Source organism: Collinsella sp. HCP28S3_B9, from assembly GCF_052066095.1.
Classification (GTDB): domain Bacteria; phylum Actinomycetota; class Coriobacteriia; order Coriobacteriales; family Coriobacteriaceae; genus Collinsella.
The window spans coordinates 109,488-122,784 of sequence record NZ_JBQHST010000001.1; the positions used below are offsets into that span (position 1 = coordinate 109,488).

14 protein-coding genes are annotated in these 13,297 nt (G+C 58.8%); 1 reads left to right on the forward strand and 13 read right to left on the reverse strand.

The genetic code is table 11. From position 1 onward, the window contains the following. Positions 1–77: 77 nt before the first annotated feature. From ACTNBB_RS00485 to ACTNBB_RS00520, 8 genes are all read right to left on the reverse strand, one after another. Complete coding sequence (locus ACTNBB_RS00485; protein WP_441057829.1) at positions 78–323, reverse strand: hypothetical protein; 246 nt, start codon at positions 321–323, stop codon at positions 78–80. 145 nt (positions 324–468) lie between these two features. After that, complete coding sequence (locus ACTNBB_RS00490) at positions 469–891, reverse strand: hypothetical protein (protein ID WP_441057832.1); 423 nt, start codon at positions 889–891, stop codon at positions 469–471. 817 nt (positions 892–1,708) lie between these two features. Beyond that, on the reverse strand, positions 1,709–3,385 hold the full coding sequence (gene gatB / locus ACTNBB_RS00495; RefSeq protein WP_368139013.1) for an Asp-tRNA(Asn)/Glu-tRNA(Gln) amidotransferase subunit GatB: 1,677 nt from the start codon (positions 3,383–3,385) through the stop codon (positions 1,709–1,711). Further along, positions 3,385–4,899 (reverse strand): Asp-tRNA(Asn)/Glu-tRNA(Gln) amidotransferase subunit GatA, encoded by a 1,515-nt coding sequence (gene gatA / locus ACTNBB_RS00500; RefSeq protein ID WP_441049159.1) that lies wholly within the window; start codon positions 4,897–4,899, stop codon positions 3,385–3,387. Before gatA ends, gatB begins: the two co-directional genes overlap by 1 nt. Next, on the reverse strand, positions 4,899–5,210 hold the full coding sequence (gatC, locus tag ACTNBB_RS00505) for an Asp-tRNA(Asn)/Glu-tRNA(Gln) amidotransferase subunit GatC (RefSeq protein ID WP_035136890.1): 312 nt from the start codon (positions 5,208–5,210) through the stop codon (positions 4,899–4,901). Before gatC ends, gatA begins: the two co-directional genes overlap by 1 nt. A 337-nt stretch (positions 5,211–5,547) precedes the next feature. Beyond that, on the reverse strand, positions 5,548–6,675 hold the full coding sequence (locus tag ACTNBB_RS00510; protein ID WP_441056545.1) for a peptidoglycan recognition protein family protein: 1,128 nt from the start codon (positions 6,673–6,675) through the stop codon (positions 5,548–5,550). Next, positions 6,662–6,892, reverse strand: coding sequence for a hypothetical protein (locus ACTNBB_RS00515; protein WP_441056544.1), 231 nt, complete (start codon positions 6,890–6,892; stop codon positions 6,662–6,664). The genes ACTNBB_RS00510 and ACTNBB_RS00515 overlap by 14 nt, the downstream gene beginning before the upstream one ends. A gap of 4 nt (positions 6,893–6,896) precedes the next feature. Continuing rightward, positions 6,897–7,202, reverse strand: coding sequence for a hypothetical protein (locus ACTNBB_RS00520; protein ID WP_441056543.1), 306 nt, complete (start codon positions 7,200–7,202; stop codon positions 6,897–6,899). Between the two features lie 128 nt (positions 7,203–7,330). Between ACTNBB_RS00520 and ACTNBB_RS00525 the strand changes: the two genes are divergently transcribed. After that, on the forward strand, positions 7,331–8,197 hold the full coding sequence (locus ACTNBB_RS00525; protein ID WP_441056542.1) for a tyrosine-type recombinase/integrase: 867 nt from the start codon (positions 7,331–7,333) through the stop codon (positions 8,195–8,197). Between the two features lie 316 nt (positions 8,198–8,513). On the opposite strand, the gene ACTNBB_RS00530 is transcribed toward ACTNBB_RS00525, so the two are convergent. Genes ACTNBB_RS00530 through ACTNBB_RS00550 form a run of 5 tightly spaced genes read right to left on the reverse strand, consistent with a single transcriptional unit; the run spans position 8,514 to position 13,279 of the window. Beyond that, positions 8,514–8,891 carry a hypothetical protein gene (locus ACTNBB_RS00530; protein ID WP_441056541.1) on the reverse strand — a complete coding sequence of 126 codons (378 nt, stop codon included), beginning with the start codon at positions 8,889–8,891 and terminating at the stop codon, positions 8,514–8,516. A 14-nt stretch (positions 8,892–8,905) separates the two neighbouring features. Beyond that, positions 8,906–9,505, reverse strand: a complete 600-nt coding sequence (locus tag ACTNBB_RS00535) for a hypothetical protein (RefSeq protein WP_441056540.1) — start codon at positions 9,503–9,505, stop codon at positions 8,906–8,908. A 55-nt stretch (positions 9,506–9,560) separates the two neighbouring features. Beyond that, positions 9,561–9,833 carry a hypothetical protein gene (locus tag ACTNBB_RS00540; protein WP_441056539.1) on the reverse strand — a complete coding sequence of 91 codons (273 nt, stop codon included), beginning with the start codon at positions 9,831–9,833 and terminating at the stop codon, positions 9,561–9,563. A 3-nt stretch (positions 9,834–9,836) separates the two neighbouring features. Next, a complete protein-coding gene (locus ACTNBB_RS00545) occupies positions 9,837–10,952 on the reverse strand; it encodes a hypothetical protein (RefSeq protein WP_441070960.1) in 1,116 nt (371 codons plus the stop codon). Next, a complete protein-coding gene (locus tag ACTNBB_RS00550) occupies positions 10,949–13,279 on the reverse strand; it encodes a hypothetical protein (protein ID WP_441056537.1) in 2,331 nt (776 codons plus the stop codon). The genes ACTNBB_RS00545 and ACTNBB_RS00550 overlap by 4 nt, the downstream gene beginning before the upstream one ends. Between the last annotated feature and the right edge of the window lie 18 nt (positions 13,280–13,297).

Consider the following 13,297-nt stretch of genomic DNA (forward strand, 5'->3'; position numbering starts at 1 on the left):
TCATCCATGGCTTCGGGATAGACTGTGTCCCAGCTGCGGTCATCAGACGCAGATGATGTATCGATGCCCAGGTCCACTTAAAGCCGATCCACCGCCGCCCATGATGCGACAAACGGCGAGGTGCCACCAGCACTAGGCGGTTGGTCGTCAACGGCCGACAACACCTCTTCGCGCGAACCGCCACCCTGCGCTACCTTGGCCACCACCTTTTTGATGAGCTCGGACAGTGTCCCGCCCGAAAGCCACAGCGCCTCCTCGGCACGGTTCTTGACCTGGCGATCCACGCAAACGTTCACCTGCGCCATGCCGCTAGCAGCACCCACGTCGATCTCGCTCCCTTCAATTGCTATCCTCGATAGCAACACTATATAGAGACGCTATCAATTGGGGTCAAATGCAAAAGGCCTGCGCCCGGACGACACCGATGCCGTCTGGGCGCAGGCCAGATAACGTGGGCAAACACGTCTGCTAACGCAGGTAAGCCTTCGCGTTGCTCAGGCTGTAGGCGATCGTCGAGCCGTTGTGCAGCAGCGACGATGCCTGCGAGGCAATCGCGCCGGTACTGCCCAGTGCCAAGAGCGCCGAGTTGGTGAGCATCACCTTAGAGTAGGAGCTCGTCAGACGATCAACGAGGCCCTGGCTCATACGGCGCAGGCGCACGATCGCAGCAAGATCCGTATCGGTCAAAGTGCGCGGAACCGATGATGGCGCGACGCCCTTCGATGGACGAAGCGATGCCGTGCGCCACGATGTACTCGACGGCAGCATGCCGCACGCAATGCCCTGCACGCAGGCATTCTTTACCGGAGCGCTGGCGAGCAGCTTGATGCCAGCCGTACCAAGCAGAAAACCGCCACCGACAAGCAGGGTGTTAAACGTCGGCTTCTTCATGTTGCTTCTCCCTTTTGCCGCATTGGACACGGCACGGTGCCTCAGCACCCAAGTGAATAAGTTTGCATGAGCACCCTTTTGGATAATAGTTAAGAATGACTAACTATTAAGGTCAAAAATGGTTAACTTTCTGGAAATCTTAGGGTGCAGACCGGCCGACTTTCGACAATCCGTCTGCCACAACGTACATCTCCGGCATCCAAGAAAGACTCTCCCCCGTCCCAGCAAATCGAGGTCTAATACTTTTCCCGAGAAATGAACGAGCAAAATCGGACCCCTGAAGCATCCGCATTTTTTAGTAACAAAACCGCAGGGAAAACTCGGCAAAACCGCAGGAAACAGCATCCAAATAGTGTCGATGCTTCAGAGGTCCAAATAAGGTCGTTCACTTCTCGGGAAAAGTATTAAGCTTCGCTTTCCACAGCCCAAAAATGTGACCAAGGGACCGTCCCTGCGCCACATCCACAAAAAAATGAGGGTGCCAACGGCACCCTCATTCACCAAATTCCATTTAGCCCCGCCTGACCTGAACGGCTGAGTCGCCACGGAACCCGGGAGCCCGGCAGGGCGGGCGCTTGCTCAAAATGAGTTACCTTCAAAAACAATGGGCGCGCCAACGGCGCGCCCATTCACTCTATTTCCATTCAGCCCGACTGACCAGAACGGCCGAGTCGCCACGGAACCGAGGGGCCGGGCGCAGGGCCTTGCCTCTCAATGAGTTCCGCACGAACAGGAGGCGCCAGTGGCGCCTCCGTCGTGAGTCAGGACTGTCCGAAATTGAGAGGCAAGGCCCTGCGCCCGGCCCCTCGGTTCCCGCTTACGAGAGCGACGTTCTCAGCAACTCGTTGAAGAGCTTCGGGTTACCCTTGCCGCGACTCGCCTTCATGCACTGGCCCACCAAAAAGCCGATGACCTTCTGGTTGCCGTCACGATACTGCTGTGCCTGCTCGGCACAGTTTGCCAGCACCTCGTCCACAATCGGCTGCAGCGCGCCGGCATCACTCACCTGACGCATACCGCGCTCGTCGACGATCTTGTTGGGGTCGTCGCCGGTCTGGGCCATGGCCTCAAAGACCTCGTGAGCCTGGTTGGAGCTGATGGCATCGGTCGCCAGCAGCTTGGCAAGCGCTGCCACCTGAGCCGGCGCGATGCCGGACTCGGCGAGCGACACGCCCGCGCCCTTAAGGTAGGCGATCATCTCGTTCACCAGCAAGTTTGCAACCGTCTGGGCCTCCTTGCCAGCCATACCGGCAGCGGCGGCCTCAAAGAACTCGGCAAACTCCGGGTCGCCGGCGATTTGCTCGGCATCGGCCGCCTTAATGCCAAAATCGGCCTCAAAACGGGCGCGCTTGGCATCGGGCAGCTCGGGAATCTCACCTCGGCAGCGATCGATGAACTCGTCGTCCAGATCGAACGGCGCCAAGTCGGGGTCGGGGAACAGACGATAGTCGTCGGCCGTCTCCTTCACACGCATGACCACGGTGCGCTTGCGGCTGGGCTCCCAGTGGCGGGTCTCCTGATAGATAATGCCGCCCTCCTCGAGCACCTCGGCCTGGCGGCAAATCTCGTAGGCAAGGCCGTCGTGCAGGCTCTTAAACGAGTTGAGGTTCTTGAGCTCGGTTTTGGTGCCCAGCTTGGTCTCGCCACGGCGGCGCAGCGACACGTTGCCGTCGCAGCGCATAGAACCCTTCTCCATGGAGCAGTCCGAAATGCCCAGCGTCACAAAGATGCGACGGAGCTTTTCCATAAACAGGCGAGCTTCCTCAGGCGTACGCAAGTCGGGCTCGGTGACGAGCTCGATCAAAGGCGTGCCGCAGCGATTGTAGTCGACGAGCGACTCGGCAGCGGCGGTAATGCGGCCCTCGGCACCGCCCACGTGCACCATCTTGGCAGCGTCCTCCTCCATGTGGATGCGCAGAATGCGGATGGGCACCGTGTAGGAACCGTCCTCGCGACGCTCGGGCATCTGCAGGTTGGACGCGTCATAGCTGGCCAGATGGCCGGCGCGCTGGTTGCCCTCGCGCATGGTCGACGTCATGGACGTGGACAGGCCCTCGGCGTTGGCCGAGGCGCTCGCCAGGCTCTGGGCCTCGGCCTCGCCAAACGCGCAATCGGGGCGCTCTGCAGCGCCGCGACCAGTCACGTCCAGGTCCAGGTGACCGTACATGGCAAAGGCGACCGGACCCTGCGTGGTCTGGAAGTTCTTGGCCATATCGGGATAGAAGTAGTGCTTGCGGTAGAACATCGAGTGGCGCTGGATCTCGCAGTTGGTGGCGAGGCCGGCCTTAACGATGCTCTCGATGGCGCGCTTGTTGGGCACCGGCAGGGCGCCGGGCAGGCCCAAGCACACCGGACACACGTTGGCGTTGGGCTCGTCATCGTGGCTGAGCTTGCAGTTGCAGAACATCTTGGTATCGAGTGCGGTGAGCTCGGTATGAATCTCCAGGCCGATCACGGCCTCCCAATCCTGCAGGACCTCGGAAAGCTCCTTCATTACAGCTCGCCTCCCTTCCCGGCAAAATCGGGTGCGACGGAAAGCGCGGGCGCACCCGTGGCGGCATCGGCAAAGCCGCGCTCCAGGGCGCGGGCAAACGTGAGCAGCTGACGGTCCTTAAACGCCGGACCCACCAGCTGGGCAGAAACGGGCAGCTGAGTATCCTCGCCCAAGCCCAGCGGCACCGAGATACCACCGTTGCCGCAAATGTTGAGCGAGATGGTGTACAGGTCGGAGAGGTACATCTGCGTGGGGTCGCTGATCTCGCCAAACTTAAAGGCCGTGCGCGGCGAGGCGGGCATGAGGATGGTGTCCACCTTGGCATACGCGCTGTCGTAGTCCTGCGTGATGAGCGTGCGGGCCTTTTGCGCAGCGTAGTAATACTTGTCGTACACGCCCGAGCTCAGCAGGTAGGCGCCGAGCATCTGACGGCGCTTGGCCTCGGCGCCAAAGCCGTGGGCGCGCGACAGCGAGCTCTGGTCGGACAGGTTGGCGCAGCCCTCCTCCTGATAGCCGTAGCGAATACCGTCGAAGCGGGCCAGGTTGGAGAACGCCTCGGCCGGGCCGATGACGTAGTAGGCGGCGATGGCGGCATCCAGGTGCGGCAGGTCGACCTCGACCAGCTCGGCGCCCTGGTTCTGCAGCTCCTGGGCGGCGCGCTGAACAGCGGCCTTGACCTCGGACGTCAGGCCCTCGGCCTCCATAAACGCGGGGATGATACCCACGCGCTTACCCTCGATGCTGTCGTTGAGATGCTCGGTAAAATCGACGGCGCAATCCTGGCTGGTGCAGTCGTACGGATCGTGGCCCGCGCCGGTAAGCGCGTTCATGGCCAGCGCGACATCCTCGACCGTGCGGCCGAAGGGGCCCACCTGGTCGAGCGACGAGCCAAAGGCGACCACGCCGTAACGGCTCACGGCGCCATATGTGGGCTTAAAGCCCACCACGCCGCACAGCGACGCCGGCTGGCGAATGGAGCCGCCGGTGTCCGAGCCCAGCGAGAGCGCGACCTCGCCCGCGGCGACGGCGGCAGCGGAGCCGCCCGAGGAGCCGCCGGGCACGCGCTCGGTATCCCAGGGGTTGTTGGTGCGGTGGAACGCCGAGCTCTCGGTGGAGCTGCCAAAGGCAAACTCGTCCATGTTGGCCTTGCCCATGGGCAGGCAGCCGGCATCGAGCATGCGCTGGACGCAGGTGGCGGTGTAGACGCTCTCGTAGTTCTCGAGCATGCGGGAAGCGCAGGTAGTGCGCGTGCCCACAAGGTTCATGTTGTCCTTGATGGCCAGCGGCACGCCCGCGAGCGGGGGCAGCGGCTTGCCTGCGGCACGATCGGCATCCACGCGCGCGGCGGCCTCGAGCGCAAGCTCGGGCGCCACCTGCAGGAATGCCTGGACCCCGCCCTCGCGCGCCTCGATGGCGGCAAGGGAGGCCTGGGCCACCTCGGTAGCGGTAAAGTCGCCCGCGGCAACACCCGCGGCAATCTGGACAGCGGTAAGGGAATCGAAGCTCTGCGCCATTACTCGCTCTCCCCCTCTCCCAAAATGGACGGCACGCGGAAGTAGCGGTCGCGCGCGCTGCCGGCGTTTTCGAGCGCGACGTCGAGCGGCAGGTCGCGCTCGGGCTCGCGCAGGTCATCGCCCATCACGTTGGACAGGCTTCCGATGGGATGGAACGTGGGCTCCACGTCGGGCAAGTCATATTGCAAGACGGGCTCGAGCATCTGGACGGCATCGTTCATGTAGGACGTCATCTGGGCGAGCTCGTCATCGGTCAGTGCGATCTTTGCGTACTCGGCGATACCGCGCACGTCTTTCTCGCTGAGTGCCATAGGCGCTCCCTTCCGCATAACAGTTAAACCGCTCTAGTATAGCCCGTAAGGTTTCCATAGTGCTCCATAGTGCTCTATAGTGCAGTTATTCATTTCAGGAGGGTTACATAGACCATTATTTTTCGTTACTTATGGACTGAGTTAGGACGCGTGTAGACCCGTAGACAAAAATAGCCCCCGTTTCCCAGTGATAGAAGACGGGGGCTAATAACCTCAAATGAGGTTTGTATTGCGCCTTTATTTTAATCGTCTCGGAATGCACCAACAAGGCATAGAGCCAAGAAGAACATGAGACTTCCGAATGTGGAGCCGAGAATAAAGGCTACGACGATGCCCATCATCGACGGGTACCGTCAGACACGTAGCATTGGAGACGATCAAGCGCGTACCCGTAGATGCCAGCGTAGTCATCGCCACCGTAGGTGGAGCCATCATCGCAGACCTCGTCCCAGTAGCCAGCGTGAGCAACGTCCTGAGAACGGTAGTAGACCTGCTTGTAGTCACCGTTGGGCGTGATGTAGTACATCTGAACGCCGTCGATAGTCTGGCCCCAGATGCCTGCCATGCCATTCACGGAATCGTTGTAATTGGCGGTCTGGACGTAATCAAGCCAACCGCTCTCCTTGGTGTGGACGCGATAGCGAAGGGTGCCGCTATCAACCCAAGCGATGAGCATGTCGTGGGAGCCGTAAGGCATACCGGCAAAGCCCTCGGAATTGGAGTCGTTGAAGTTGGTCACAGCGTCATTCCACGCGCCGTAGCGGTTGTGGAGGGCGTAGTGGATGTTGACGCTCTTGCCAGTGGACTTCGGGAAACTCGTGCGAGTAGCAGAAGTGGAGGGCTGGTAGGTGCCACCGTTACCATCGGTCGGTGCGATGGGAGCCACGTAGCCGCTGCCCAAATAAGCGGCAACCGCTTGTTTAAACTCGTACCACGTCTTGCCATACTGACGGAAATAGCCATTCGGGTCGGTGTGGTCGGATCCGCCCCAGCGCTGAGCCGCTTCGTAGTGGGAGAGCAGACGGGACGTATCCCAACCATGGGCTCGGAGCTCATCGCCGGCCCACTTCACTGCCTCGCCCCACTGCTTGGCAAAGTCGCTGGCATTGGTGGCGTGAGCAAGCTCGATGCCGACTGTGTAACCGTTGCCGTTGCCCACATGCCAGCACAGGCGATTCTCGGGCACCGTGTTGTACACAATGGAACCGTCAAGCTCCATCACATGATGGACGGCGTAGGTGTCATCACGCGACCAAAGCAGCGTATGGTTGTAAGCGCTGGCGCCTGGGTTTGCCGTCTCATGGATGACTAGGTAGCTTGCGTTGAGGTATCCGTGACCATTAGATACGTACTTATTGACGCTCTGGTAGGCTTCCGCACCGCATGGAGCGGCAAGCGCTGCCACAAGGGCGATGATAACGGCAAAGGCGCTACGTAGCGGCAGTTTGCGCTTAGTCTCGGTCATTCGCTCCACCTGCTTTCAGACGTGCTGCATCGACCGCTTGCTCAGCTGCCGCATAGATCGCTGCGCTCACAACGCCACAGACCGTGCCGATGATGGCTACAGTCTCGTTACTTGTAGTGATGCCTGCGATGCTAGCCGCCACGCTGCCGAGAAAAGCAGCAGCGCAAAGCCAAAACTTGCGGCTCGTCATCTTGCGGACAATATCTTCGGTAGTCATCTGGCTACCCCCTTTCCGCGCACACTGGCGCATTTAGGATTTCTTGGTAGTACTGAGTGCCGACCCCGTTGCCGCCGAGCGCGTGGTACGCCGTATAGACCTGCTCCGTCTCACGTTTGCGCTCGTCAGGGCAATAGCCCTTCTCAACCGTGCGCTCGTGAATGTCGTAGAGTCTGCTGCGGAGCAGTGTCTTGGTTCCCTCCTGGTTGGCAAGGATTAGGCTGTAGAGCCGCTTCAACGCCACCAGAACGGCCCCCAAAAGGGCGGCAACGCACCACGACAGGGCAGAGTTGATGATTGCTGCGTCCATCGCATCACCTCCATTCCATGGCAATATCTGGCCATCGTCCCCCGCGTCTTGAATGCAAAAATCCCAGACGAAACGCGGCTGTCTACCATTCGTTAGGTCTGGGATTTTTAGAGATTGGACTGTTAAAAATGCTGTTTTCCACCGCAGCCGCCGAGTACATGGATGACAAAAAGAAGCGCCTGCACGCCACCACGCTGGAGGGCTACCGAAGCGCCATCCGCTGCCACCTGATGCCGAAGTGGGGCAAGCGCGAGATAGAGAGCATCAGCTTTGAGGAGGTGCAGGATTGGGTGGACGGATTCGCACTACCAGGTGCCGCCGAGAAGGCATACAAGACCTTCCGTCAGATATACCGCTGGGTCTTGCGCCGCCACCAGCTGCGCATCTGGGACGTAACGCAGGGCGTGGAGCTGCCAAAGAAGCCAACCGTGCATCGCCCTACACTCACAGCAGAGCAGGAGCGCATAACGCTCAAAGCCATTGTTGGTCAACCATTTGAAGCAGCCGTGCTGCTTGGTGCCGCGCTCGGCCTGCGCCGATGCGAAGCGTGCGCAGTGCGCATCGAGGACATCGATTGGCGCAGCGGATGGGTGCACGTACATCGCGGCCTGCACGTGGTGGGCGGCGAGGTCATCGAGACGGGATGCAAGACCAAGCTGAGCGACCGCAAGCTGAAACTGCCGCGCTTTGCGCTGGAGCGCTTGCGTGCGATACGCGGGACGCGCAGGTCTGGTCGCCTATGCCTTCTTAACCCCAACGCTGTCGCCCGCAAGTTCCGCGCGTTCTGCAAGCGGCTCGACCTGCCGCATGTGCCTATGACATTCCTACGCCATAGCTGGGCGACCATCTCGCTTGAGCACGGAGCCGCCATCGAGGACATTGCCGTGGCGCTGGGACATTCCACCGTCAATACGGCCATGAGCCACTACCTGCAAAGTTTCAGGACGGTCGTTGAGCGTGCTAGCGACTCGTATACGGCGGCTATGGAGATGTGATTCCGTATCCAATGCGCCAATTCAACTAGGCAGCATAACAGGAGACACAGATTGGAACGACCTCGATTCTGGCAGATATATCGTGGATGGTGCGACTATCGGTGAGCAAACTCACTCTCCGGCAGGTGCTTATAGCTACGGCGTGCTGCTCGTCTCGAATATGAGCGATAGCGTGAAATTGCAGATATATGTTTCACACCACAATGAACAAATATTTAGCAGGGTTGCATGGGATGGCTTATATCAACAGTGGACGGCTTACAATGGAACCGCGCTATAGGCGCGCTGTTCTTGCTATATCGAGGGAGCGAAGAATCTAGCCAAGGGAGTAACGATAGGCAATGAAAGTTGCCCCCTGTGAGCGCGACACAGTGATGGTGTTCCCATCCCTTTTCACGGAATATCCGCTTGGAAGATTCGTATGCGTCACAGAGTCGCCAGAGCGCCACACTAAAAACGGGGTCAATTGCTCGCTATCGTTAGCCGATAATACAAGCGCGAAGTTCGAGTCTGTTTTAAGGTCAAATGAGAAGGAGTTACTCCACTTGCAGATGGGGGATACGGAATCCCCGAGATTGTTGATTTGGGTGGCGCAGTTGGAGATGCCCTGCTCCATGTTGTTCATTCTGGCGGCGTTGAGAGCGGTCTTGCCGTTCTCCCAAACAGTCTTTACATACTCAACGAGATTTGCCATTTTGGTTATCCTTTCTATGCGATACGGGGCAGGCTGAACGTAGTCCACGCGCCCTCAATGTCGATTACGGACGTATCTCCGCAGATGGTGGTATTGCTTGGGTAGATTGCGTTTCCTACCTCATTAGCATCCCAGCGCTTGAGCGTGCTCACCATATGAGTTGCTTCGTTAGTTGGAATCCACAGCATTCCATCCACTCGCTGCTCGCGAGTCGGCTCGGCCTGCTGCATGTAATACGGCTTGGCATACTTGGTGGTGGCGTTCGCTGCGTTGGCAGCAGACGTTGCTGACTGAGCAGCCTTGCTTGCTGCGTTGGCTGCTGCATTTGCCGCATCGGTGGCCTCTCCACGCCTAATGTCGTTAGCAACTCGCGTGGCTTCGGCGGCGTTGAAGTCCGATGCCACCTTCCCAGCTTCGGCGGCGTTATCGCCAGCCAGCTTTGCGGCGTCGTTCGCGCTCTTGGCACCAGCGTTGGCGCTCGCTGCCGCTGCGTTCGCCGCTTCAACCGCCGCGTGGTACGTCTGTGGCTCGATGTAGATAACGTTGCCAGACGAGTCAATGAATCGGTCAACGTACCCGTTGGCGTTCGTTGCCGCCGTGACGCTTCCAGCCATACGCACCTCCATTTCTATCGGTTACGGCGTGAATTGTCGGTTTTCGTTCCCCCGCTTACGCAAGAATCGCGGTGACGAGCGAAACGTGGTCTACGGTGTCCACCACAACGCTATCGCCAGCCTTGATGCCCGAACACGACTTGACCATGCGTAGGCCAGCCACTGGCATAGGGGTGGAGGTACTGCCGAAATCAACGGTCACGGTGGAACCTGATACTGATTCGACCTTTCCTATGCGCCGCTTGACGTATGCGCTCATATCGGGTGTCTTTATACCTCGCTTGACCTTGCGCCCGAGATAGCGCATGTACGCGGCTTCTGAATCCATTGTCTACCTCACAAACTGGCGAAGCTCAGTCTCGGTAGGGCAACCGCCCGTGAGCGTGAGCTTCTGAACTCGAATCTCGAACTTGCCGCTGATGGAACCTGATGGATAGTCGATATCCAGCGAGTCGTTGACCGTGGCTGGATATCCGGCGCTCGTCATGGTGACGCGCCTGATAGCCGATTGGTTGGTCTTAAGCAGCGTCTCGGCGCGTTTATCGGCATATGCCTGCTTTTCCTCGGCTGTGGAACCAACTGGCGCGTCCGAGTACTCATAGCTCTTGGTGATTGTGTATCCGCGAGACACTGTGGAAAACTGGCTATCGGGGTCGTTGTCCCATGCTTCTCCAACGAATGTTTCCTGAGCGCCGTCTTTGTTCTCGCCCCTGTACACGACAACGGCATGGTTTGCGATCTCGGTGATATCCTGCTCGTCCGTCATATCTGGCTCAAACTTGCAATCCGGCCCTTCTGCCATGGAGTAGGCGGCTGGTCGGTTCGCTGGGTCAACGTACTTTGAGTAGATGATGTTGCCCATCACATCGTCCTTTGCGGCGCGGAAACCAGCCAGCGATAGCAGGTCGTTCACCATGCCCAGCTTGGTATCGTCTGTCTCGCTGTTGTTCTGGTCTGCACCGATGCCGTAGACGCGCGTGCGCGAAACGGTGTAGTCGCTCGGGTCTGCGATGACGGTAAGACCAATCTCGGTTGCAACGCGCTTGGCGACCTCCACAGCATTTTCGCCCTTGTTGACGGTATACGGGTGAGCGAACTTGTCCTGCAACAGCTCCTGCAAGCGCCCGTAGAGCTTCACTGTGGCGGTGGAAAAACGGTTATGGACGCTGCGGCTTGGAATCACGGGGATGAACGTGCCAAGCACGACCGTCTCGTTATGCCCACCCCTCCATTCTGCCGTGCGGTACACGCGCACCAAATCAGCGCCGATATCAAACTTGCCCACGCGCGTCACCTCGGCGGTATCCAAGATACGCACGTCATTGTTGCGGGTGATGGATCCGCCGCGTAGCATCGGCAGCATTTCGAGCTCTTCGCCCGTGGCGCGGGAGACGCGCACGAACCTGTACACATCTCGCACGGTTCGCTGTTTCCACCAGTCTGTCATCGCAGCGGTTCCTCCCATACGCACTCGGTCATGCTCGCTCCCATGTTCCAAAGCATGTAATTCTCGGCGGCGTATCCGAAGTTCCATGAAGAGACGTAGACACGCGCCACGCGCCCGAACGCGCTCCTAAACCAGCACACGGCATTTTCGGGCTTGTCGGTGATGCGCTCGGCGCGATCGTAGAGCTCGCGGGAATGGAGCTTGTAGCTATGCGTGCCGTCCACGTCCATATCGTCATTTGAATAGAACGTTGGTAGCGGTGACGCGCCCTTGCCCAACGCAAAGTGGAACGTGTTGCCAGATACCTTCTTGCTTCTACTCGCGTTTGCATCGAAACCGACGCGCATACAGGTTTCGGCTGCATCGCCGAAGTTAAAGGCTTCATCGCCGTCTGAATCGCAGAAGGCGTGGACGTTGAACGTTATGTACGTGCCGGATTCGGCGTGTGCAGTCATAACGTAGTCGTACTTGGTATTGAGCGGCGGAAGACGGTCGATTACGGACGTGCCTAAATCGCCGTCCGTTTCAAGCATCGTGAGCGTGCCATCTGGGTCTTTGCGCGCGATATCGTAGGTCTTGGCTGGTGCCGCACTCGTCAGATTGATAGCGCCGTCCTCAATAGTCAGATTACCGACGAGCAGCAATCCGTCATCCATTTGTGTAATTGGGCCGGTAAGCGCGTTATCCACCACGGCATAGTCAGTTTTCGGCTGATACACGTAGATGATCGCGCATAGGTCATCTGTATATTCCACGTTCACCACAGGCGCGGCTGGTGAGATCCAGTTTGTCGTGAACGTTCGCGTGAACTCGGTCGTAAGTCCGGCACCGTTTCGCACGTAGCCCTTCAACGTGTACGAGCTTTTGTTAGCCAGCATCGAGTAGCCACTGAGGTTCCACGAGCGAGCGGAAGTGGACGGTTCGATGCTTGCTATAACGCCGCCCGAGGAATCGCGCAACTCGATTTTCTGGTAGGAGATACCGGTGGAATCAGCCGCTTTCCATTCAACCGTGTATGGAAGCACGCCGACTTCCGTTCCGTTGGTGGACGGGGACGAGAACCACGCGCTGGCTTCGTATGCGATACGCGCGGTTTTCCACTCGCTCCATGCGCCCCAGTTCGCATCGAGTCCCTTTGTGCGGACGCGGACAGATAGCGTGCCAACGCCATGTTCGATGGAGTAAGAGTTGGTCGAATCAGCGATATCAACAGCTGACACAGCGCCAACGGAAGACCTTAGCTCGATTTGTGCCGCGCTTTGAGGTGAGCCGTCAGGGTGGTTCGGTGTCCACGTAAAAGCGATGTTCGCGCTTCCGCCAGCGTTCGCGGCATAGACGGTATTTAGCCCGTTGATTGTCGGCGCGTTCGGTGGGCAGATGGTGGTGATGGAGTTAGATTCAGTCCACGGCGAGTAGATCGTATCGCCAGCGCCGTTCCAAGGATTCAGCTTATAGGCACGCACGCGGTAGCGAATTGTGCCAGCCGGTGCATCGGAATCAAGCCACGTCTCGTCAACTGTAGCGTTTTCCCACGTCTTGCCGTTGTCCTTCGTTACTTGGAACTCGTATCCGTCTTTCCAGAGCGGAGCGTCATAGCCTTTGAGCTGTGCCTTGTTGTCGGCGGTCTTGGTGAGTTCCAGCCTACCGAGCGCGGTCGGGCTGGTGAACACCGTGACCACGTTCGACATGTTGGAAAGCAGATTTCCGTTATCGCCGTTCTGCACGCGGCAGTCGTAGGTGTACTTGTGGCCTGCGGTCGTTGTCGGGTCGGTGTAGTTCGATATCACCTTATCGTGATAAAGCTGCTCAGTTGCTCCACCGTCTGTGTGGCGGTAGAAGTTGATTTTGTTGTATACCTTGCGGCCTGAGTTTTCCGGCAGCGTCACGCTTAAGCGCTGCTGCGTATCGGTAGAGCTGTCGAGCGTTAGGTTACTTGGCGCATTTGGCGCTTCATACGGATAGGCCGAGATGCCGACGCTCTCTCCGCATGAAGTTGTTGCTCCGCAACCTCCGTAGCCGCCCACCGAGACGGACTCGGTGTATGCCTCAACCCAAACGCCGTAATCACCGGCATTGCGGGCGGCATCGGTATATCCACTGACGGTGACGGCGCGTTGCCATCCTCCGGTCGTGTATCCGTCGCCGCTCGCGCGCCAGACACCACCTACCTTGACGTGGAGACGTACACCGTAGTAATACCAGTCGCCAAAATCAACCGTTGCTGTCCAGTAGATGCGCGCGACCGTATCGCTGATGTTCGCTACCGAAGTTGATAGGCTAACGCCATAGAACTTAGTGCCGTTTCGCCTTGTCTCGGAATATGCCATATCCACCTCCATGAGTGT

Coding starts and splice junctions, on each gene's coding strand:
- ACTNBB_RS00490 (WP_441057832.1), bottom strand. CDS start 891: ATGAAGAAGCCGACGTTTAACACCCTGCTTGTCGGTGGCGGTTTTCTG.
- gatB (WP_368139013.1), bottom strand. CDS start 3,385: ATGAAGGAGCTTTCCGAGGTCCTGCAGGATTGGGAGGCCGTGATCGGC.
- gatA (WP_441049159.1), bottom strand. CDS start 4,899: ATGGCGCAGAGCTTCGATTCCCTTACCGCTGTCCAGATTGCCGCGGGT.
- gatC (WP_035136890.1), bottom strand. CDS start 5,210: ATGGCACTCAGCGAGAAAGACGTGCGCGGTATCGCCGAGTACGCAAAG.
- ACTNBB_RS00510 (WP_441056545.1), bottom strand. CDS start 6,675: ATGACCGAGACTAAGCGCAAACTGCCGCTACGTAGCGCCTTTGCCGTT.
- ACTNBB_RS00515 (WP_441056544.1), bottom strand. CDS start 6,892: ATGACTACCGAAGATATTGTCCGCAAGATGACGAGCCGCAAGTTTTGG.
- ACTNBB_RS00520 (WP_441056543.1), bottom strand. CDS start 7,202: ATGGACGCAGCAATCATCAACTCTGCCCTGTCGTGGTGCGTTGCCGCC.
- ACTNBB_RS00525 (WP_441056542.1), top strand. CDS start 7,331: ATGCTGTTTTCCACCGCAGCCGCCGAGTACATGGATGACAAAAAGAAG.
- ACTNBB_RS00530 (WP_441056541.1), bottom strand. CDS start 8,891: ATGGCAAATCTCGTTGAGTATGTAAAGACTGTTTGGGAGAACGGCAAG.
- ACTNBB_RS00535 (WP_441056540.1), bottom strand. CDS start 9,505: ATGGCTGGAAGCGTCACGGCGGCAACGAACGCCAACGGGTACGTTGAC.
- ACTNBB_RS00540 (WP_441056539.1), bottom strand. CDS start 9,833: ATGGATTCAGAAGCCGCGTACATGCGCTATCTCGGGCGCAAGGTCAAG.
- ACTNBB_RS00545 (WP_441070960.1), bottom strand. CDS start 10,952: ATGACAGACTGGTGGAAACAGCGAACCGTGCGAGATGTGTACAGGTTC.
- ACTNBB_RS00550 (WP_441056537.1), bottom strand. CDS start 13,279: ATGGCATATTCCGAGACAAGGCGAAACGGCACTAAGTTCTATGGCGTT.